The sequence below is a fragment of the Vibrio sp. 1F279 genome (genome assembly GCF_041439815.1).
Taxonomy (GTDB): domain Bacteria; phylum Pseudomonadota; class Gammaproteobacteria; order Enterobacterales; family Vibrionaceae; genus Vibrio; species Vibrio tasmaniensis_A.
The window spans coordinates 17105-37888 of sequence record NZ_JBGOOU010000009.1; the positions used below are offsets into that span (position 1 = coordinate 17105).

General features: G+C 42.7%; 14 protein-coding genes. 9 read left to right on the plus strand and 5 right to left on the minus strand.

The features are described from left to right. Positions 1-183 precede the first annotated feature (183 nt). The gene (locus ACED60_RS08940) at positions 184-1386 is read right to left on the minus strand and encodes an MFS transporter (protein WP_102257358.1); all 1203 of its coding nucleotides are present in this window, start codon (positions 1384-1386) and stop codon (positions 184-186) included. Between the two features lie 134 nt (positions 1387-1520). Between ACED60_RS08940 and ACED60_RS08945 the strand changes: the two genes are divergently transcribed. The 3 genes from ACED60_RS08945 to ACED60_RS08955 all read left to right on the plus strand — a co-directional run bounded on the left by ACED60_RS08945 (position 1521) and on the right by ACED60_RS08955 (position 6152). Next, the gene (locus ACED60_RS08945) at positions 1521-2297 is read left to right on the plus strand and encodes an alpha/beta fold hydrolase (RefSeq protein ID WP_102257357.1); all 777 of its coding nucleotides are present in this window, start codon (positions 1521-1523) and stop codon (positions 2295-2297) included. A 67-nt stretch (positions 2298-2364) separates the two neighbouring features. Continuing rightward, entirely contained in the window at positions 2365-3636 is a 1272-nt protein-coding gene (locus tag ACED60_RS08950) for a condensation domain-containing protein (protein ID WP_371727353.1), read from the plus strand. A 455-nt stretch (positions 3637-4091) separates the two neighbouring features. Next, a complete protein-coding gene (locus tag ACED60_RS08955) occupies positions 4092-6152 on the plus strand; it encodes a TonB-dependent receptor (RefSeq protein WP_009846388.1) in 2061 nt (686 codons plus the stop codon). A 99-nt stretch (positions 6153-6251) separates the two neighbouring features. On the opposite strand, the gene ACED60_RS08960 is transcribed toward ACED60_RS08955, so the two are convergent. Then, on the minus strand, positions 6252-6494 hold the full coding sequence (locus ACED60_RS08960) for a phosphopantetheine-binding protein (RefSeq protein WP_167851806.1): 243 nt from the start codon (positions 6492-6494) through the stop codon (positions 6252-6254). Between the two features lie 211 nt (positions 6495-6705). Here ACED60_RS08960 and ACED60_RS08965 point away from each other — a divergent pair, with 211 nt between their 5' ends. From ACED60_RS08965 to ACED60_RS08980, 4 genes are all read left to right on the plus strand, one after another. Next, the gene (locus ACED60_RS08965; RefSeq protein WP_371727354.1) at positions 6706-8361 is read left to right on the plus strand and encodes a (2,3-dihydroxybenzoyl)adenylate synthase; all 1656 of its coding nucleotides are present in this window, start codon (positions 6706-6708) and stop codon (positions 8359-8361) included. 168 nt (positions 8362-8529) lie between these two features. Continuing rightward, positions 8530-8871 (plus strand): isochorismate lyase, encoded by a 342-nt coding sequence (locus ACED60_RS08970; RefSeq protein WP_029223919.1) that lies wholly within the window; start codon positions 8530-8532, stop codon positions 8869-8871. Positions 8872-9025: 154 nt separating this feature from the next. Next, a complete protein-coding gene (locus ACED60_RS08975) occupies positions 9026-9919 on the plus strand; it encodes an isochorismatase family protein (protein ID WP_108149800.1) in 894 nt (297 codons plus the stop codon). Between the two features lie 52 nt (positions 9920-9971). After that, positions 9972-10787 (plus strand): siderophore-interacting protein, encoded by an 816-nt coding sequence (locus tag ACED60_RS08980; RefSeq protein WP_371727355.1) that lies wholly within the window; start codon positions 9972-9974, stop codon positions 10785-10787. Between the two features lie 65 nt (positions 10788-10852). On the opposite strand, the gene ACED60_RS08985 is transcribed toward ACED60_RS08980, so the two are convergent. Together ACED60_RS08985 and ACED60_RS08990 are read right to left on the minus strand one after the other, a co-directional pair. Beyond that, positions 10853-12472: a (2,3-dihydroxybenzoyl)adenylate synthase gene (locus ACED60_RS08985; RefSeq protein ID WP_371727356.1), complete on the minus strand. Its 1620-nt coding sequence runs from the start codon at positions 12470-12472 to the stop codon at positions 10853-10855. 11 nt (positions 12473-12483) lie between these two features. Then, positions 12484-13665 carry an isochorismate synthase gene (locus ACED60_RS08990; RefSeq protein ID WP_009846395.1) on the minus strand — a complete coding sequence of 394 codons (1182 nt, stop codon included), beginning with the start codon at positions 13663-13665 and terminating at the stop codon, positions 12484-12486. 271 nt (positions 13666-13936) lie between these two features. Here ACED60_RS08990 and ACED60_RS08995 point away from each other — a divergent pair, with 271 nt between their 5' ends. Beyond that, the gene (locus ACED60_RS08995) at positions 13937-14722 is read left to right on the plus strand and encodes a 2,3-dihydro-2,3-dihydroxybenzoate dehydrogenase (protein WP_009846396.1); all 786 of its coding nucleotides are present in this window, start codon (positions 13937-13939) and stop codon (positions 14720-14722) included. Positions 14723-14768: 46 nt separating this feature from the next. Here ACED60_RS08995 and ACED60_RS09000 read toward each other — a convergent pair whose 3' ends face one another. Beyond that, positions 14769-15839 carry a 3-deoxy-7-phosphoheptulonate synthase gene (locus ACED60_RS09000; RefSeq protein ID WP_009846397.1) on the minus strand — a complete coding sequence of 357 codons (1071 nt, stop codon included), beginning with the start codon at positions 15837-15839 and terminating at the stop codon, positions 14769-14771. 335 nt (positions 15840-16174) lie between these two features. Between ACED60_RS09000 and ACED60_RS09005 the strand changes: the two genes are divergently transcribed. Then, positions 16175-20668: an amino acid adenylation domain-containing protein gene (locus ACED60_RS09005; protein ID WP_371727357.1), complete on the plus strand. Its 4494-nt coding sequence runs from the start codon at positions 16175-16177 to the stop codon at positions 20666-20668. The last annotated feature ends 116 nt before the right edge of the window (positions 20669-20784 follow it).

Sequence of the window (20784 nt, forward strand, 5' to 3'; positions counted from 1 at the left end):
ATACCTATAATAGTAAACAATGGGTCAGCCTAGTTTGTTAAATCACTTGATAACATCGTTAGAAATCTTGATTGTAGAATAACGACTTATCGAAGTTTCTTGTCGAAAATAGCTGCCTTGTTCTTAAGCCTTTTTCCTGAGAGTTTTATGCTCACTTACTTACTGTGACTGACATTAATTTTTCTACGCTATCTCTGTATCAGTGTGTTCAAATTGAGAATTGAATTTAGATTGATTCATGAGTACGAACAGAAATAGCCCGGCCATCAGCGAAGCCGCGACCCAATATGGGAGGCTTTGGTTGTATTGATAAAGTATCGTTGCAGTGATTGGCCCCACAATGGAAGATAGCCCTTGGATGGCAGAAATTGTACCTGCAGCTGCACCTTGTTCGTTCATATCTACTGAATTGGCGGTGATAGCTTGTACCGCAGGAAACAAGAGTCCCAACCCTATTGCCATAAATATATAGCCTGTAATAAGAAGCGTAGCTGAGTGTGCTACTGACACAATACAGAGACCAGCACATGCCACTATTGGACCCATCATGAAACTCTTTAGTAATACGTTATTTTTCATTTTGGCTAAGAAAGCTTGTGTGATACCTAACGTGATTCCAGTGATGGTCAAAACGATACCAGACAGCTGAGCTGCTTGTTCCGATGTATCTCGGATGCGGTCGAGTATTAAAAATCCAATGATGATCTGGGCTGTTATAACAGCAAACATACAAGCGAACATAGCGAGTGCCGGGAAGCGAAGTCGTTGGTCAAAAAAGCTTATAGTATTCTCGGAAGGCTCGTGGATTATTGTTGTTTCAGGTAAGCGGATCTTGATAATAACCCAGGCGATGAATGGGAGTACTGACAATACGTACAACGGCAGTGTCAGAGAGTATTGAGATAACATTCCACCTAAAGCTGGCCCTGCAACTAGCCCTATTGCACTTGCTGCCCCAATACTTGCCATGGCACTTTGTCGCTCTTTGGGCGTGGTAATATCTGCCACTAACGCAGTGCTAATAGGAGTAATAGCCGCTAAAAACAGGCCGACGAATGTGCGAGCAACGATCATTCCTATGAGTATGATGAGTGAGTGAAAGGTTGTTTTCAGGGATAGATCTAGCCATATCGTCATGAGGATAAAAGAGCACGCATAGCCTAAAGTAGCGACTAGCAATACGGGTTTTCGTCCCTTCTTGTCACTGGTCTCCCCCCATTTTTTTGCGCTAAGAAGCCAAGCTATTCCCGACATAGCGACCACCAAGCCACCATGCCATTCCATTAAACCAACTTCGCGAATAATCGGACCGATCACTGGAATGATCGACATCATCGCTGTCATACAGACAGCGTTTAATACAAATAACTGTTTAATAGTACTCATAAAGTGGCTTTTTTAGTTTGGCTACAATGTACGGGACATCAAATATACAACCGATATAATTCCAATAAAAGCATTAATGGAAAAGATTATCATTATCAGTTAAATTAATTGAAAGAGTTCGAAGTGGAAGAAAAATGATAAATGAAAGTAGTTATATAAATGTCAATGGTTCAACTATATATTACGAAATATCGGGTAATCTTACTGGTGAACCGCTGTTGATGCTTCATGGTGGACTTGGGTCAATCCATGAATTAGAGCCGTTACATAAGTATTTATTCGACAATTATCAATTAATAAGTCTTGATTTGCGTGGACATGGTAAGTCGGATCTAGGGTGTTTACGACTTAGTTACAGCCAGTATCAGCAAGATGCTCATTCCGTACTCGACGCTTTAGGAATTGAGCAATATTCGATATTTGGTTTCAGTGATGGCGGCATTGTAGGCTACCGCTTAGCCGCTCAAGAACCAAATAGGGTTTCTTGCTTGGTGACGCTCGGTTCACAATGGCAAGTGAATATTGATGATCCATCTATGAAACTATTATCCAGTTTAACTCCGGATTTTTGGCGCAACAGGTTCTCGGAGGACGTTGCTTTGTACGAGGCAACTAACCCAGAACCAGATTTTTCTAAGCTGGTTGATGCAGTTAAAGAGGCTTGGTTTGATAACACGGCATCGGGTTATCCTTGTGATTTAGTCGAACAGATTCGCTGTCCGACATTGATTATGAGAGGGGATAACGATTTTATATTTTCTCTTGATGAGGCAGTGGCTTTAAAAGGCAAAATTTCTGGGAGCTGTTTTGCCAACATTCCTCAGACAGCACATGCGTCATATCAAGAAGCACCTGATATTGTAGGTTCAATGATCAAGCGCTTTCTGTCGCAACATGGCAATAATAAATAGAACGTACTTGTTATTGATGCAGGTGCGTCGGATTACTAACAACTTAATCAATTGGGTAAAAAGCATAATGACTCGCCAAGATTGGTATCCACTGACTAATGCGCAGGAGGCATATTGGGACGAATTCGTTCAACATCCAGATAGGCCTTTATCGACAGTAGCTCATTGTTTGGAAATTTCAGGCTCTATCGATCTCGAAAAATTAGCCGATGCCATTAATCAGACTGTTTCAGAAGCGGAAGCTTTGCTGCTTAGATTTCGACGATTGGAAAATCAGTACTATCCCGTTCAAATGGTTTGTTTTGACGAAAAACCCACAGTGGAGGTCATCGATCTACGTGGGGAAGAAAACGCGCAAGAACAAGTAAATGCATATTTGCGCTCTGACGTCGAAACGGCCATTGATTTAGAAAAGGATGTGATTACGAAGGTACAGCTCTATATTGTAGGATCACAGAAAGTCTTTTGGTATCTGAGAACTCATCATATTGCGGTCGATGGTTACAGTATGAGTCTAATTGAGCAGCGTTGTTCGGAGCTTTATCTGTGTTTAGTGAATAACACAGCGCCAAAACACTACTTTAAGACGTTTGAGGTTTATCTCAAAGAAAACACCGATTATTTGGATAGTGACCGTTTCGATGTTGACCGATCTTATTGGGGTAATTATCTTGATTCAGCCAATCTGACGCTGAGTAACCACGATATCTCGGTATCTGATACAGTTTATTGTGAGAGGGATGTTCCTGAGTCGATTAGTGATTCTCTTATCACGGTATCTAAGCAATTAATGATTGGTTGGAGTGACATTCTCACCTTACTGTGTACAGCGTATCTTTATAGGCATTGGCGATCAGACGAACAGACGTCTTTTCCTTTGCCTGTGTGGCTACCATTTATGAATAGAATGGGTAATCCTTGTGCAAACCTACCGTCATTAATGGTCAATACTATTCCTTATATCGGAGAGGTTGCCGATGATGAGTCGGTGGATTCATATCTCAGAAGGGCGGTAAAAGAGCTTAGGGGAAATTATTGCCATGGACGGTATCGAGTAGAGAATAAATGCACATCTGGCGGACACTATTTTATTTCACCATTCATTAATATTTTGCCTTTTGAATCGACAGAATTTCATGGGTGCTCAACGAAACGTCGTATTATTGCTGGTGGAATTGCGGACGGGTTTAACGTAACCTTTCGCGGCTCAAGGCAAGCGAAAAACATGTCTTTAAAGATAGAGGCAGAGAGCAGCCTCTTTGAACTGCATGAACTAACTGATCATGCTAATCATTTACTAAAGTACCTATCTAAAGCTCTAAATTCTGTCTTAGATTAATTCTGCATAAGCTTAATGCTGTCTTATTTTTTAAATTTTTGTTTCAACCCTCCTTATGAATAGGGCATCTCGTTAGGTGCTCTAACCATCAAAAATCAGAATGCCAAACCCAAGCTAATCGTTAAAAATGATAATTATTATCAATATCAAATGAGAATGCTTTACATTTAAATATGCAACCGATAAAGTACGGTTGAAAATTCGTCAGGTCATTGAAAGGAAAATCATTTTTCAATTTATTCGTTGAGTGATTTAGGCCTTGTTCAATGTGACGTTTTTTAGTCGGAATTTTGGCTCATGTATTAAAGCAGTGGTCAATAAGGAGCTAAGGAAGTACAGCTGATACTCGTTTTGAGTTGTTGCGTTTTCAACCTTTGAATGTCTTCCCTAGTTTTCCTTATAAATGCCGTACATGAGCCCACCTAAAGTTAATGCTTAATCAAGGAGAATTTTAAATGACAGCATTACGCCCCGCGGCAGTGAATGAGCTAGGAAATAGCAAATTCAAGCTACGTACTTTATCTGCAATCATCATGGGACTTTGTGTCAGTGGTCAAGCTTTTGCAGCGACGAACAATAATAATGAAACTACCGCTAACGAAGAAAAAACTACTTTTGAAGTTACCGTGTATGGCGAGAAAATAGAACGTTCGATTTATGATACGGGCTCAAGCGTGCATGTGTATGATGAAGATCGTATTGCGACTACTCCAGGTGCATCTGAGGTCGATGACTTGCTGCAGCTAACACCGAACATTGTAGATTCAGGTCAGGGTAATAACCTACCATCGATTCGTGGTGTTGATGGGTCAGGTCCTTCATTCGGTGGTCTTGCAGCCTTTGGTGGCTCTGTGCCAAGATTGAATCTTTCAATTGATGGACGCTCACTCAGCTATTCTGAAGTCGCGTTCGGTCCTCGCTCTTTATGGGATATGCAGCAAGCGGAAATTTATCTTGGACCGCAAAGCTATGTCCAAGGTCGAAATGCTTCTGCGGGTGCTATCGTTTTAAAATCCAATGATCCGACTTACGATTTTGAGAGCAAAGTTAAGGCTGCTATTGGTCAGCAAGACTATTCTCAAACCGCTGCGGTAATCTCAGCGCCAATACTTGAAGATCAACTGGCCTTCAGGTTGAGTGTTGATCAACAAAAACGCAGTAGTTATGCAGACCTTACTGCCTATGAACCTGTCGGTGACCCTAATCGAATTGAGATGACGACAGCTCGCGGTAAATTTTTACTAGAGCCAGCAGGCCTTCCTGGATTCAAAACCACGTTAACGATTGCCCATATGGATACCGTTGGACCTCAATCGGAATCTCAACAAACAAAGATCAATAGAGCTGTTTACGAAACTCAGTCAACAAGCGGCATTTGGGATGTATCTTATGACATCTCAGATACGTTAGTGTTCGAAAATAATTTGATCTACACCGATCGCACTTACGACCGAATCACTGATCCTGCAGGCAGAAAGCAGGATTTCAAATCGAAAGGTAATGAGTTCCAAATAGAGCCTTTGGTTCGATTTGATTCCCTTAGCGAAGATCTCTCTGGTTTGTTTGGTTTACGCTACTTCAAATCTGAAGATGATGATGTATTTGAACAGACTGGGTCATCAATACCAATGGAAGGCAAAAACCGTGCTATGTCGGCATTTGCTGAAGTGACGTACTTGGTGATGCCGAGCATCGAAGTTGTAGCGGCAGGGCGATTCGAACGCGAAAGCAAAAAACGCTATGTTGCCCCGGGTCGCTTCGGCTTAGATTATGATGAAACATCAAATGTATTCCTTCCTAAGCTTGAAGTTGCTTATAAGCCTGAATCAGATCAAACCGTGGGTATCCGAGCAGCTAAGGGCTTTAACTCTGGAGGTGGCGGTGTTGGCTTCAATAACAAAACGTGGGCATTTTCTTCATATACGTATGAAGACGAATACGTTTGGAACTATGAATTCTTCACTCGCCATAGTCTGCTAGATAATGAACTTGAGTTAACAACTAACGTCTTCTACAACGACTATGATAATTTCCAAGTACTGGAGACTTCATCAAAAGGTGATGTGAAAGTTGATAATGTTGATGAAGCATATACTTACGGTGCAGAACTAGGAAGCCGTTGGTTAACAACATCTAACCTAGAGCTATTGGCTTCACTTGGTTTGTTGAAAACAAGCTACAAAGATCATGCTAATAGCTCAAAAGAACTCGCTCGTGCCCCTTCTTTGACGGCAAGCTTCGGTGCTTTATACATGTTTGCTGAGAATTTCGAATTGAGTGGTAATGCGAATTACACTGGAGATTACTTCAGTGACGTTGAAAACTCAGCTAACCAGAGTATCGATGCTTACTGGGTTGCAAATGCACAAGTTGCGTATGTGTTTACTAACGGACGTATGTCTTTATTCGCTACAAACTTGTTTGATTCTCAGAAAGAAACATTCAATTTCGGTGGAGACGATATTACGAAGCAAGCACCTCGCCAAATTGGTGGTTCAGTAGAATTGTACTTCTAATCGGTTAGATATAATAAAAACGCCTTGCTCAAAGCAAGGCGTTTATTGATCCCAAACGGTTGTCAAAATGTTTAAGGTGCTAGAAGTCAGAACCTTAATTTAGGCTGTAGCTTCAGTAGAGGCCATGATCGTCTGCCAAGATTCGAGTGTTGGCGTCGCCATTAATTGGGCAAAGCTAATGTTTATCCCTGCATTTCTTAGTTGGCCTGTTAGGCGCATCATACTGATTGAATCCAAACCGAGTTCGATGAGGTTAACGTCCGGCTTTACCGATTCGACTGGAACACTTAATACCTGACTGATTATTTCTACCAGATCAATATTTGCTTCTTGCTTAGACAAAATAATTTCCTTTTCTTTCGGAAGTTTATCTTCTACTTCCAATATTTCACTCAAATTCGCTATACACGATATCACCACTTGATTGTTATATACAAATGATTATTATTAGCATTTAAATGTATTGATAGGCGTCAATTGTGCTGAATCGATTTGGGTATCTTAATACTTCCAAGCGTTGGTCTTAGCACTTCAACATACAATAAGGAATGACATGGAAACCGTGCTCAAGGAGAAGCTTTGTCAAGATGGCTTGTTATATGGCTTTGTTGATCAACCAGATCGTCAATCTGTGAAGTTTGAACAGAACAACTTATGGTTAAACACACCTTTATGGGCAATTTTGAGTGAAGGGGTTGCTCTGCATCCAACTAAACCTGCAGTAGCCGATCCGACGGGTAGCCTTACTTATGAAGAGTTGCAGTCTGAAGCAGACAGAATAGCCGCGGGTTTAAAAGAGGTCGGGTTAAAAGCTGGAGACCGGGTCGTATTTCAGGTGTCTAACAGCATTTATTTCGCAAAAGTGTTTTTTGCTTTACAAAGAGCTGGCTTGATTCCGGTATTGGCACTGCCGGCACATGGTATTGTTGAAATTCGCCATTTCATGAAAGTATCTGGCGCAAGGGCCTACTTCGGTTCTAACTTAGAAAACGATGGAAGAGCACTACACATAGCTGACTCACTGTCGGAAGAGTCCCTTTCATTTAAGCATATCTATATTGTGGGAGACTCTGGAAAGTATCCGTCTTTACCTCTGGGTAATATTGGCCAGTTCGTTCCTGAACGACCAAACCCAAATCATCCTGCTCTGTTTTTAGTTTCTGGTGGAACGACGGGACTACCTAAGCTCATTCCTAGAAGTCATAACGATTATCGTCTCAACATCCAAAGTTGTGCAGCAGCAAGTGAGTTGTCGTCCGACGAGGTATACCTCGCAGTGTTACCTGCCGCGCATAATTTTACTTTGGGTTGTCCCGGTTTATTGGGAGCGCTTGATGTTGGAGGAAGTGCCATTTTCAGTTCCAACCCCAGCCCTGATTACTGCTTTGATGTTATCGAGAAAAATAAAGTGACGGCGACAGCTTTGGTTCCCGCGCTTGCGCAGCTATGGAATGCGGCTAAAGAATGGGAAAGTGCGAATACATCTAGCCTAAGACTGATGCAAGTCGGTGGCTCGAAGCTAGCCTATTCTGATGCTCTTGATGTTCAAAAAACCTTTCCCGGCGCACTCCAACAAGTTTTTGGTATGGCAGAAGGCCTGATCGCCTGTACTCGGTTAGGGGATGATGAAACCTTGGTTGCGACGAAACAAGGTCGACCTGTAAGTCGCTGGGATGAGGTTCGCATAGTCAATACTGAGGGGAACCCTGTTCCAATGGGTGAAGAAGGCGAACTACTCACTCGCGGTCCCTACACTTTAAGAGGGTATTACCGTGCAGAGGAACACAACCAACGCTCATTTACTCAAGATGGTTTCTACCGAAGTGGAGATCGAGCCATTGTTGATGAGAGGGGATATATCGTTGTGACTGGCAGAATTAAGGACGTCGTAAACCGAGCTGGTGAGTGTATTGCTACCGATGAAATCGAAGAGCATTTACTTATGCATCCTAATGTTGCACAGGTCGCCGTGGTTGCGGTGCCTGATAAACATCTAGGCGAAAGGATCGGAGTCGCTGTCGTGAAAAGGGGGCTTTCCCCAACTTTGCAAGAGCTACGCACCTTCCTAAAAGACCAAGGGATGGCTTCTTTCAAACAGCCAGACGAATTGCTCATTGTCTCTAATCTGCCCAAAACAGCGGTAGGTAAAATTGATAAAAAGCGATTGCTTGGTCCAAGTGGTGAAGCTTGGGTTAATACGCCAGTTTAACTAACGCGAGCTGCCTACCGTAGCTCTATATTGTCGATAAACAACGTCCTATTGATTGAATCGAGAGTGCTCTAGAAGGATGACTTGTCGTCGAGCCTGAGAAAGGTGCTTCTATTATTACACTCTTCAATGGGTCATTACAGGGAACAAAGACTAAAGGAAATCAACGTGTCATCTATAAAGAAGCCAGAAGTTTGCGAAAGTCTCAATGATATACGAATCGGAATAGATACCCTTGATAAGGAGATCGTTCATATTCTTTCTAAGCGGTTAGGGTATGTCAAAGCCGCCGCACAATTTAAGCCCAGTGAGCAGAGTATTCCGGCACCAGAGCGTGTCGCTGAAATGCTAGAAGACCGAAAAAAATGGGCAGAAGAGGCCGGGATGAGTAGCGAGTATGTCGAAACGTTATTCTCTAGTATCACCCATTGGTACATTAATCAGCAAATTAAACATTGGCGTACCGAAAGGGGGCTTTCAGCAGAAGAACCCGAAAATACGGCAACGTGATAAGAGTGTTTTGAACTTATCCGTTGAGTATGTATTAGAGGGTTACACATATTCCTGTTGGATCACCACTTTGACTACTAAGCGCCAAAGATTTAATTGATCAGATGACAGAAGAGAGCGTCAGTGCTGATTAGAGTATTAAGGACAATTACAAATGACTATACCGAAAATAGCGAGTTACGACTTGCCAGAACACCATGAGTTTCCAATAAACAGAACGAACTGGACGATCGAACCTAGTAAAGCGGTACTTTTAATTCACGACATGCAAGAGTATTTTGTGAGCTACTATGAGGCTGATTCGTCACCTATGGCGGACATTTTAACGAACATTCAGCAGTTAAAACACGTAGCGAAACAAGCGGGAATCCCGGTTGTATATACCGCACAACCCGCAAATCAAGACCCAAAAGATAGAGCCTTGTTAACTGACTTTTGGGGGCCGGGGCTAAACGGCGATCATACTCCTGTCGTATCAACGCTCGCTCCAGAAAGCGATGATATTGAGTACGTTAAATGGCGTTACAGTGCATTTAAGAAAACCCCATTGCTTGATTACATGAAAGACAATCAAAAAACTCAGCTGATCATCTCTGGTATTTACGGTCACATTGGCATTTTATCGACTGCTTTGGATGCATTCATGTTGGATGTACAGCCCTTTATTATCGGTGATGCGATCGCGGATTTTTCGCGTGAAGACCATATCCACACTCTCACTTACATATCAGGCCGAACGGGAAGCATTAAAACACTCGATAAAGCTATAGCGGAAATCAACCCAAATGAAGAGAGTATTCTTAGCCTCAATGTTTTGCAGTCTGACGTGGCCGAAACATTAGGTGTTTCTTATGAAGAGATTGATGTGAATGAAAATCTAATCTTCATGGGGCTAGATTCGATGCGAGCGATGACACTTGTAGAGAAGTGGAATAAGCAGGGCGCAAATATCTCATTCGCTCAGCTCATTGAAGCGGTTTCATTGCAAGAGTGGTGGCAAGCAATCGAAGCGACACTGAAAAACCACGCAGAAGAAGTACCAGCATAATTGCTCGCAAGTTAGCGCCAATTATTTATAGAATTTCTTAAGAGGTAAATTGATGAGCGATCAACCAGTGCGTTTACATCCGATGTTGTTGGACTTTGTTCGTAAGGAGAAGATCTCAAAGCATCTACTGCGAGTGACTGTTACGGGCGACTCTTTAAAAGGGTTCCCTGAAGATCAAAATGGTACACACATAAAAGTGTTTTTCCCCAATAGGGAGAGTGGGATATTGCAGTTACCTTATCGAGAAGGTGAAACTGTTATTTGGCCTGAGCATAAACCCGTGCCTCGAGCCTATACCGTCAGAAAGTATCGAGCCGATGTGAATGAGCTTGATATCGATTTCGTGATCCACGGAACCGATTCTCCCGGCGGTGGGTGGGCGATTAAAGCAGAACAAGGTTTCCAAATTGGCCTTGTAGGCCCTGCTGGGCCTGAGCCATTAATTGAACCCGCAGATTGGCATATTATTGCGGGAGACCTAACAGCAGTACCAGCCATTAGTGCTATTTTGGAGAACCTTCCCTCCGACACTCAAGGCTATGTATTTATCGAGATAGAGGATGCTGCGGATAAACATGATATTAAGCATCCGCAAGGTCTGGTTTTGAAGTGGCTAATGAGAGACGAAAAGAGTGATCAATATCTATTGAGCAAAGCCATTTCCTGCTTAATTGCACCTAATGGATCTCACTCGCTTTCGGCTTTCATTGCGGGTGAAAATGAAAGCGTGATTGCGTGTCGTAAAGCGCTTAAACAAGAGTACAAGCTGTCTAGAAAAGATATGTATGCGATTCCTTACTGGAAACGAGGTAAGGATGAAGAAGCATACCATGATGAACGCCATGAAGTTATGGATGAAGAGTACTAGCTTGCCTGTTTTAGAAAACAAAAACCGATCTCATGAGATCGGTTTTTGTTAGTACCTTTGGGTGCTTAAGCATACGCCTCTCGGAGGCGTTTCTTATTCACTTTGCCGACAGGTGTCTTGGGCAATGAATCGACAAATTTGATTAAATCTGGGATTTTGTAATCAGCTAAGCCACAATCACGTAGGAAATATTTTAGTTTGAAGGGATTTATGTCTGCCCCTTCGACTTTAACGATTACAGCGCAACTTCGTTCTCCTAAGTAGTCGTCAGGTATCGCAATGAGAGCGGCATCATGAACCCCATCGTGTCGAATTAGGTGGTTTTCGACCTCTTCTGCTGCAATCTTTTCCCCCCCTCGGTTAATCTGGTCTTTATCTCGCCCTGTTACAATGATATTACCGTCCTTAGTCTGTTTAACTATGTCACCAGTGTGATAAAACCCTTGTTGGTCGAATGAAAGACGGTTCTGTTCTTTTGCTTGGTAATAGCCGCGAATGGTGTAAGGACCTTGAGTGAGAAGAAAACCTTCCTCTCCGCAGGATACTGACTCCCCCTCTTCATTCACGATTTTAATCCGATCATGTTGTGAAATAGGGCGCCCTTGGGTAGAGGCAATAACTTCCATAGGATCATCCAATCTAGTGTAGTTCACTAGCCCTTCAGCCATACCAAAGACTTGTTGAAGCTGACAATCTAACTTGTTTGGTAGGTCTGTAGCCGCCGTTTGGCTAAACTTAGCGCCACCGACTTGAACTAATTTTAAGCTTGAAAGATCATGAGTAGTGGATTGAGCCTGCTCCATCCACAGCAGTGCTAGTGGGGGAACTAAGCCCGATACGGTAATTTTATGCTCTTCAATTAGTTTAAACGCTGATTTTGGGGTAGGGTCATGCGTAAGAACAACCGTACCTCCAGCGAAAAAGACCCCTAAAGCTCCCGGTGAACTTAATGGGAAATTATGTGCAACCGGCAGCGCACATAAGTAGCGAGTGTTTTCAGTAAACTTACAGATAGTGTTACTGCCAATCACGCTATAAGCATAGTCATTGTGGGTTCGAGGTATCAGTTTTGGCGTACCGGTTGTTCCACCTGACAATTGGAAAAATGCCAGTTCAGATGCTTCTGCTTCTTGTTTATCGTCGGGTTGCCCCGTGAAATCATCAAGCGATGTGAACCTTGGATCTGCCAAGTTCGTAGCATCACAGCGAACGATTATATGTTCTAATTCATTACTTTCATCTAACACTTGCTTAGCTAAGGCTTGGTAATTAAAGCCAGTATGTTTCCCATCTACAATGTAAGCTTTGGCTTTGGCGTGTTGGCAAAAATAAGATACTTCTGAGAAGCGATGAGCGGGAAGAGCTAAAACGGGTCGAATACCTTTCTGTAACAAGGCAAAGTAGCAGAAATAGAATTCGGCTACGTTTGTCATTTGTAATACGACATTGTCGCCCTTCATTAACCCTAAAGACTGAAAACCTGAAGCCATTTGAGACACTCTCTCTGCGGCTTGTAAATAGCTAAATTGACGCTCACCACAGATAAGAGCCATGTTGTTACCACACCGCTCAACTGAGTGCTGAAAATGATCGAAAAGAGTTCTGTCTTGCCAATAACCTAGCTCTCTATACAAAGAAGCTTGGGGTGTTGGCCAATCTGTATAATCCATATGTTCATTCGACATTATGAGTCTACCTATGCCGTCAACATATCTTTAAGTTGGATACCTGCTGCCGTTAAGATGGTGTTCATTTTGGCACCAGTTTCATCCAGTTCGCTTTGTGGATGTGATTCATCAACAATACCTGCTCCAGCAAAAACTTTCATTTGTCGTTTTTGGACCTCAGCACAACGGATCGTCACTACCCACTCCCCATTACCTCTTGAATCACACCAACCAACCATACCGGTAAAATACCCTCGGTCGAATTGCTCCAATTTTCGGATAGCTTCATACGCTTTCTGTCGCGGATAACCGCAAACTGCAGGGGTAGGGTGTAATTCAGCAGCGACTTCCAACACATTAGTGTGAGGGTTACTGACTTGACCCTCTAGTTCCGTGGAGAGATGAAGCATGGTTTTTGTTTCTATGACTGATGGAATCATAGGTGTGTACAGGTTGTGGCAATACTTGCTCATCACACGCTCAACTTCTTCTACAACTAGACCATGTTCGTGCAGATCTTTGTTGGTATTGAGCAATGAATTTGTTGAGCTTTGATTCTGTTCGTCCAGTTCAGAACGCGGGCGCGATCCTGCGAGTGGGTTAGAGGTGAGATAACTGCCTTTTTTTGCAACAAGGAGTTCTGGACTCGCCCCCATTAGCTTTTGGTTGTCATTGATATTCGCTGCGAACGTATAGCCTTTCGAGTTGATTGATAACAGATTACGAAGCAAAGTTTGCTGCTGAATATCAGCGTCTGTTTCTACTTCAATAGCCCGAGAAAGAACCACTTTTGAAAGCTCTGTGTTGGCAAACATATCAAGAAGGTCGGATACCCCTTGCTTATAATGATTACCGCTTGGGGAAGAAATGACGTGCGCATCGGCAGAAGAAAGCGGATTTGAGTGTAAGGATCTTGTACTACTAGAGATGAATAACTGCTCTGGGATAATAAATTTAGTCGGGTTTTCTTCGTTAAATGGGACGACACCAAATAGCACTGGATTATCGGCTTCTGATTTTTTAGCCGCCTGGAGCATTTCGTTCGCCTTCTCGGCTAGCTCTGAAAATGCAATAGGCTGGTGGAACTCATTTTCAATACCTTTACCCATCATCGTATTACTGGGAGAAGCGAAGAAAAATGGAGATGACAATAGCTCTCTATCTAGCAGATCACTTTCCATTTTTGAATAGCCAATGACTTCACGTTTCATAACAGGTCCCTCTTTGTGTATAGATCGTTATGACGATGTGCAATTACTTACATTGATGTTCTTAAAGGAACTCATTTGTCATGCACTTCATCGGGTTGCTTATTTTGGTCAGTAAGATTACATTTACATTTATTTAAATGCTAATGATAATGATTTCTATTTGATGTAAATCGTCATTATTGAAGGCTGCTCACATTCTTTGATTTTTGTTTTATGTAAATGCATACAAAAGTCGCAATTTTGATTGTTTATTATTCGGTTGTTTAGGTATATGGAAAGATTTCTTGAAGGACAATTAGTGTTATTAACGGGTGCTGCAAAAGGTATTGGTTTTAGCACGTTAGAGAGTTTGTTGGACTCGGGAGCTAAGGTGCTCGCTACGGATATTGATAGCCAACTCCTCGCGACTAAATCTGAATCTCTAGCGAGAAAGTATCCAGATCAGCTCTGGGTTGAACCGTTGGATCTGTCAAAACCTGAGTTAGTAAAACAGAGTATTTATCATTGGGTAGCAGAGTACGGTGAGTTTGACCACTTAGTGAGTTGTGCTGGTATTCTTCATTTAGGTGCGCTGTGTGATATGTCATTCGAGCAGATAGAAAACACATTTATGGTCAATTCGTTTGGTGCTCTAGCCACAATGCAGGCGGTATCTAAGTGTATGAAAGATCGGGGGAAGGGGAATATGGTTGTTGTCGGTTCGAATGCTGCCAATACTCCTAGAGCAAATATGGGGGCTTATGCAGCATCTAAGTCGGCGTTACACATGTTTGTAAAATCCATTGGTATTGAACTCGCGCCTTTGGGGATTCGTTGCAATATTGTGAGCCCAGGGTCTACACGTACAGAAATGCAATTGCAACTTTGGAATGAGAGTTATGGTGAGGAGCAGGTCATTGCCGGAGATGCAACGCAGTTTCGTCTAGGTATTCCGCTCAACAAGATTGCTGAACCCAAAGATATTGCTCAATCGATATTGTTTCTGATGTCTAATGCAGCTAATCATATCACTATGCATGACTTGCGGATTGATGGTGGTGCAACGCTCGATAACTAGACATCATAGAGTTATATGGCGCGCATGCGCCATATAAAATTTTAGGTTAAGCGACTGTCGATAATTTCTTATGAGTTGCCTCTACCATTGCATTTGCAAAGACATCGAGAATTGCAACGGTATCTTCCCAGTTTAGACATTCATCAGTGATGGATTGACCTCTGGTTAGTGGCGTCGCATCTATATTTTGCGCCCCTCCGACTAAGAAGCTTTCAGACATAACGCCGGCGATGTACTGCTCTCCTGAAATGATTTGCTCTGCAATGTTTCTGGCTACATTGAGTTGATTTTTGGCAATTTTCAGACTGTTCCCATGACTACAATCAATGATGATTCGGGGGTTAAGGCCGTTTAATTCTAATTGTTTTGTTACATCACAGACGTGTACGTTAGTATAGTTTGGCTGTTTTCCGCCACGTAAAATGATATGTCCGTTAGGGTTGCCATGTGTCATTGCAGACATGGGTGTATTACCAAAACCAGAGACATAAACTAGGTGAGGAGATTTCGCGGCGTGAATTGCGTCAATCGCGATCGTTACATTGCCATCCGTTCCATTCTTAAACCCAATAGGGCACGGGATGCCTGAAGCCATTTGTCTGTGTGTTTGAGACTCAGTGGTTCTTGCTCCAATAGCGCCCCAACAAATTAAATCAGATACATATGGGTACACGGTGGTGTCTAAAAACTCGGTTGCCGTTGCAAGCTCTAGATCAACAACATCTTTTAAGAATTTTCTTGCGACAAACAGCCCCTTACTCATCTTATGGCTATTGTCTAAATCGGGATCGACAATGAGCCCTTTCCAACCGACGCGGGTTCGTGGTTTTTCAAAATAGGTTCGCATGACGATCAAGAGCTGGTCACGATATTTGTTCTGTAGTTCGGCCAACTTACGAGCATACTCTAAAGCAGCCTCTGGGTCGTGGATGGAGCAAGGTCCAATGATAACGAGCAGACGGTTATCTTTCCCATTTAAAATTTCTGTGATTTCGAATCTTTTATCACGGATAAATCGTTCACTTTTTTCGTCTAGAGTGATTTCACTCGTTACATCAATCACACTCGGCAGTGGCTCTATCGTGGTTGAATTAAGTTGCTTCTCTAACTCTTGCATCCTTCCTCCTAAAACAAGTGTTCCTTGATGTTATGGCTTCATCAAATGCGCGGTCCAGGTATGATTTGGAAAACATTCAATTCCAATAAATGATAATTATTATCATTTAATTTTGAGGATTATTGAAATAGGAGCTAGGTGTTGTCAAGCTTATTGTTGGGTGATGTAGTGAGATCATGCCCAATACAATCAGTACATCAACTCATATTAGTTAGCATTAAACAAAAATGATAACGCTTATCATTTTTGTTTGAGTTTATTCTTAAGCTGGTGTATTACATTAGTTTAATAAGCCTCGTGGCACATTAAATGGATGAATGAGTGTGGAAATGAAGATGAGAGAATTGACGACTGTACAGGCTGCTTATTATGTCGGTAGGCAAACTGGCCAATCGATGGGAGGCGTAGCGGCTCATATTTATGCTGAATTTGATGGTGAAAATATCGACTCAGAAAAATTGGCAAGTGCGGTGAGGAAGTTGTACATCAATCATCCTATGTTACGGATGAAAGTTACTTCTGGTGGTCAACAAACCATCGCTCCTTTATCTTCTGTTCATCAACTTATCATTGATGATATTGGACACCTTTCACCATCGGCTACCCGTGACTTTTTAATAGAGAAGCGCACTGCTATTACTGACCAGAAACTGGATTTAGACAATGGGCAGGCCGCGCAGATCAGTATCACACGTCATTCTAAAGTGCAGTGCCGTTTGCATATAGACGTAGACATGATTGCTGTGGATGCACAGAGCTTCCGAATCTTAGTTGAAGAGTTGGCTAAGCTCTATAGCGATGAACATCAAGGCAACGAGACACAAGAGAAGAATTCGTTCTTTGAATATTTAGATAAACAAACGGCGGACAATTACCTCGTAGCTAAACGACAGTCTGATAAGACATGGTGGCAACAACGATTACCAGACATCGCTGGAGCACCAGAGTTTCCGTATGTTAATGGGGCTATTGATCGTCAGCATGGGCACAGTCAGCGGTTCACACATCAGTTGACTCAAGAGCAACGGTCTTCGATCGAAGAGTTAGCCAAGAAACACCACTTAACCTTAACCCAACTTTTTCTTACACTTTTCTCTCAAGCTGTCGGTAGCTCTTGTAACAGCCCTGATTTTCGATTGAATGTGCCGACTTTCCACCGCGGTTTCTATACGAACGATGCAGAGACAACGATAGGCGATTTCTCGAACTTGCTGATCTACAGCGCTAGCTTGAAAGCTCAAGAATCAACGCTTCATCATTGTCGTCGTACTGCCAATCAACTGAACCAATTACTCAACCATGAAAGCTATTCCGGTGTAACGGTGATGCGAGATTTATCGCGTTATTATGGAACCGTGCAAGCATCGCCTATCGTATTTACATCGGGAATGGATGTTGAAGGCGATGATTTATTCTCTGAGGCAGTCACAAAAGTCTTCGGAAAAATGAACTGGGTAATCTCTCAAGGTGCTCAGGTTACATTAGATGCACAAATCGCGCCTGCGTACGAAGGTATTTTTGTCAATTGGGATGTGCGAATGGACGTGTTCCCTAAAGGCTTTGTCGATACCTTGTTTAACAAGTTTATTGCGATTGTTCAATCTTTAGCTGACGAACCTAATAGCATACATAACTCTTTGGAAAGTACGCTCGCTCAGTTAGGCTATGCATGTCCTTCGTTACCCTTAGTTACCTCTTGTCCAAAGCCTTTAACAGAGCTACAAAAATCTTACCTACTCGGTCGCTCTACTCATATCCCTATGGGTGGCACTGCTATGCATGAATTCCGGGAATACCGAGGGAAAATAGAATCGAGCTTAGTTGAGTCTCGCCTCGAATCATTGGTAAAAAAGTACGATGCGTTACGGATGCACATCGATGAGAACAAGCTTGTTCAGCAGGTGTCGTCTAAGGTGACTTTGAATTTTGACTCCCACGACTTTCAACACTTGTCGATTGAGCAAGCGCTAGAGAGAGTTGGTAAAATTCGTCAAGTGAGTAATCACACGATGCACGACCTGTCGAAGTCGCCATGGCGTGTTTCTGTTATTCAATTGCCTGACTCTGATATCGGTTATCAGACCATTGTCTTTACCAGTTTTGATGCATTAATTGTTGATGGTAGAACACACTCCCTGATTCTTTCTGAATTATTGAAAAAGAATAGCGGGCAGTTGCATGAGCTCTGTGCTAACAGCGCTGAGATCAATCATTTTGATAGTGAACATGACATTGCCAAAAGGGAGGCAGATATGTCGTTCTGGCAAAGTAAACTTGACCCAGAGTGCGCGCCACCTTCACTTCCATGGAAACAGCGATTGGATCATATAAAGGCTTCGCGTTACCAGCGAGAAAGCATTGTTATAGACAAAACTGCATTAACTCAGTTAACGATGGCGAGTGCAGCCAACAGCTTGTTTTTGAACTCAGCACTCTCTGCTCTTGTTCTTGAAGGCATGTCGTATTGGACGATAGAACAAGAGATGAGAGTTGGTTTTCCGGTAGCGATCCCACAAAGCGATCAACCTCTTGGTAATGATTCGACGTTCGTGATTTTGGAGTATCGAAAGAATGAAGGCAGCTTGCTAGAGCGATCTCAGGGTATGCAAAATGATATGTTTGAGGCGCTTGATCATCTCGACTTTTCTGGTGTTGATATCAATCGTCAGTTAATGACTTCGCGAACCAGTTCATTGGCTTTACCTGTTGTAGTGACGAATGGTCTAACTTGGGATGGATTATCCGATGACGATGAACTCGTCTTCTTTGATGGTATCACCCAAACCCCTCAAGTCGCGTTAGATATCCGCCTTAATTTTGATGAAAGGCGAAATCTAGTATTGAGTTTTGACTATGCGGTTGACGCACTAGATAAACAAGTGGTTGTCTCCATTCTTGAATCGATAGAGCGTCACATTGAGACCGTATGTGAGACCCATGATTTTGACATCCCTTCACATAAGGTACTCAACCTTGAACACTATAAATTGAACTGTGATGTAAAAGAGTTTGAATGCTCTAAGTTCTTATCCAAGATAGCGCGTAATCTTGCGGAAAATGCGAGTGATGATATCGCGGTCATTTGTGGTGAACGGCATATCAGCTACAAGGCATTTGGCGAGGACGTCCATAAAGTGATGCAGCATATTGCTCACCTTGGCTTGAAGCAAGGTGATGTGTTGGCCATCTGTTTGCCAAAGAGCCCTGAACATTTAGTGATGACGATTGCCTGTTCATTATCAGGGATTATATGGGTGCCTATCGATGCTTCATCACCAGAAGAGCGTTTGGATTACCTACTGAGTAATTGTAATGCCAATTTAGTGGTAACTAACCAAACGTCACAGCGTAAAAATTCAGTGCTCTATCAAGCACTATTGCAACCTGTTGAGCAGGCTTATCCATCACTCTCCAATACGGACTTAGAGGTGCTTAGTCAAAGTGAGCATGGTGCTTATTATCTGTATACATCGGGAACAACAGGTAAACCTAAATGCGTTGTAGTGAACAGCAGAGCAACTTCCAATGTCATCGGGGAAACGTGTAAAGCTTGGCAAATAAAGTCTGAAGATGTGTTGATGTGCGTAACGCCGTTCCATCATGATCTCTCTGTGTTTGATATCTATGCTTCGTTTACTTGCGGGGCAACCATTGTATTACCAGAGGCTGGTGAAGAAAAAGACGCGATTCGTTGGAATCAATTGGTTGAGAAGCACCGTATTACTATTTGGCAGTCAGTTCCGGCATTGATGGAAATGTTGTTGTCTTGTATGCAGGGTGAAAAACTCAAATCTCTACGCTTAGTTTGCCAAGGGGGGGATTACGTTAAACCTAAAACGATTGATGAACTTAGAGCGCTGGAGCAAGATATTCGCCTTGTCTCAATTGGTGGTCCTACCGAAACCACGATATGGAGTATCTGGCACTTTGTCACCGACGAAGACAAATCGGTTATTCCTTATGGCAGACCTTTCCCTGCAAACCAGTACTTTATTATGGATGAATTGGGTAAACATGTTCCACAAGGAGTAGCAGGTCGGATCATGACAGTAGGAGTAAACCTTGCGTCAGGGTATTTAGCTGATGGAGAGCTTACACAAACTGATTTTGTGACGATAATTGATGATCTAGGTAGTGAGGTCAGAGCGTTTAGAACCGGTGATCTAGGCTATTATCGTGAAGATGGCACCATTATTTTTGCTGGTCGGGTTAATGGCTATGTGAAGGTTAGGGGCGTCCGTGTGTCGTTACCCGATATTGAGAAAGAGTTAAATCGCTGCCCACTGATTGAGCAAGTTTTGATTGTCGACTATACCGAACGTAATGGAGACGTAGCGTTAGGTGCGATCTATAAAGTAGCGGATGGCCAAGTCGCTAATGCTGCTGCTATTCGTGACTTTGCACAGCAATGCTTACCAAACTCCCATGTACCTTCTCAGTTACTTGAATTAGATAAACTGCCTCTCTCTCGAAATGGAAAGTTTGACCGGATTCAAGCGCGAGAAGAGTTGGTTCGTTCAATGACTCAGACGGTGAGCTCTCCACAACTCGCTTCAGCTTCTGTTACTCAGAACAATGAGAAACCGAACAAAGCTAAAACGACGTTAACGACATCAGAATTTGGGTCGATTATCGAAGCTTATGAGCAAGTGACGGGAAAACATTTAGAAGGTTTTAGCGAGGAGAGTGCGTTTCTGTCGTTGGGTTTAAAGCCATCTCACCTAAAAGGTGTAGCAGAGAAACTGAGTAAAACGTTTGAGCGTAAGGTGTTTACACGCAAGTTGATTAAATGTCGGAACGCAAAAGAGGTTGCCGACGAGATTTTATAATCACTTTAATAAACCTTCCAGAGAAAGCCGAGCGAATAAAGTTCGGCTATTTTATTTAATTGGGGGGTGTGTTGTCGTGTTAGCCCGCTAAGTTAATTTTTGTTGGTCACGAAATA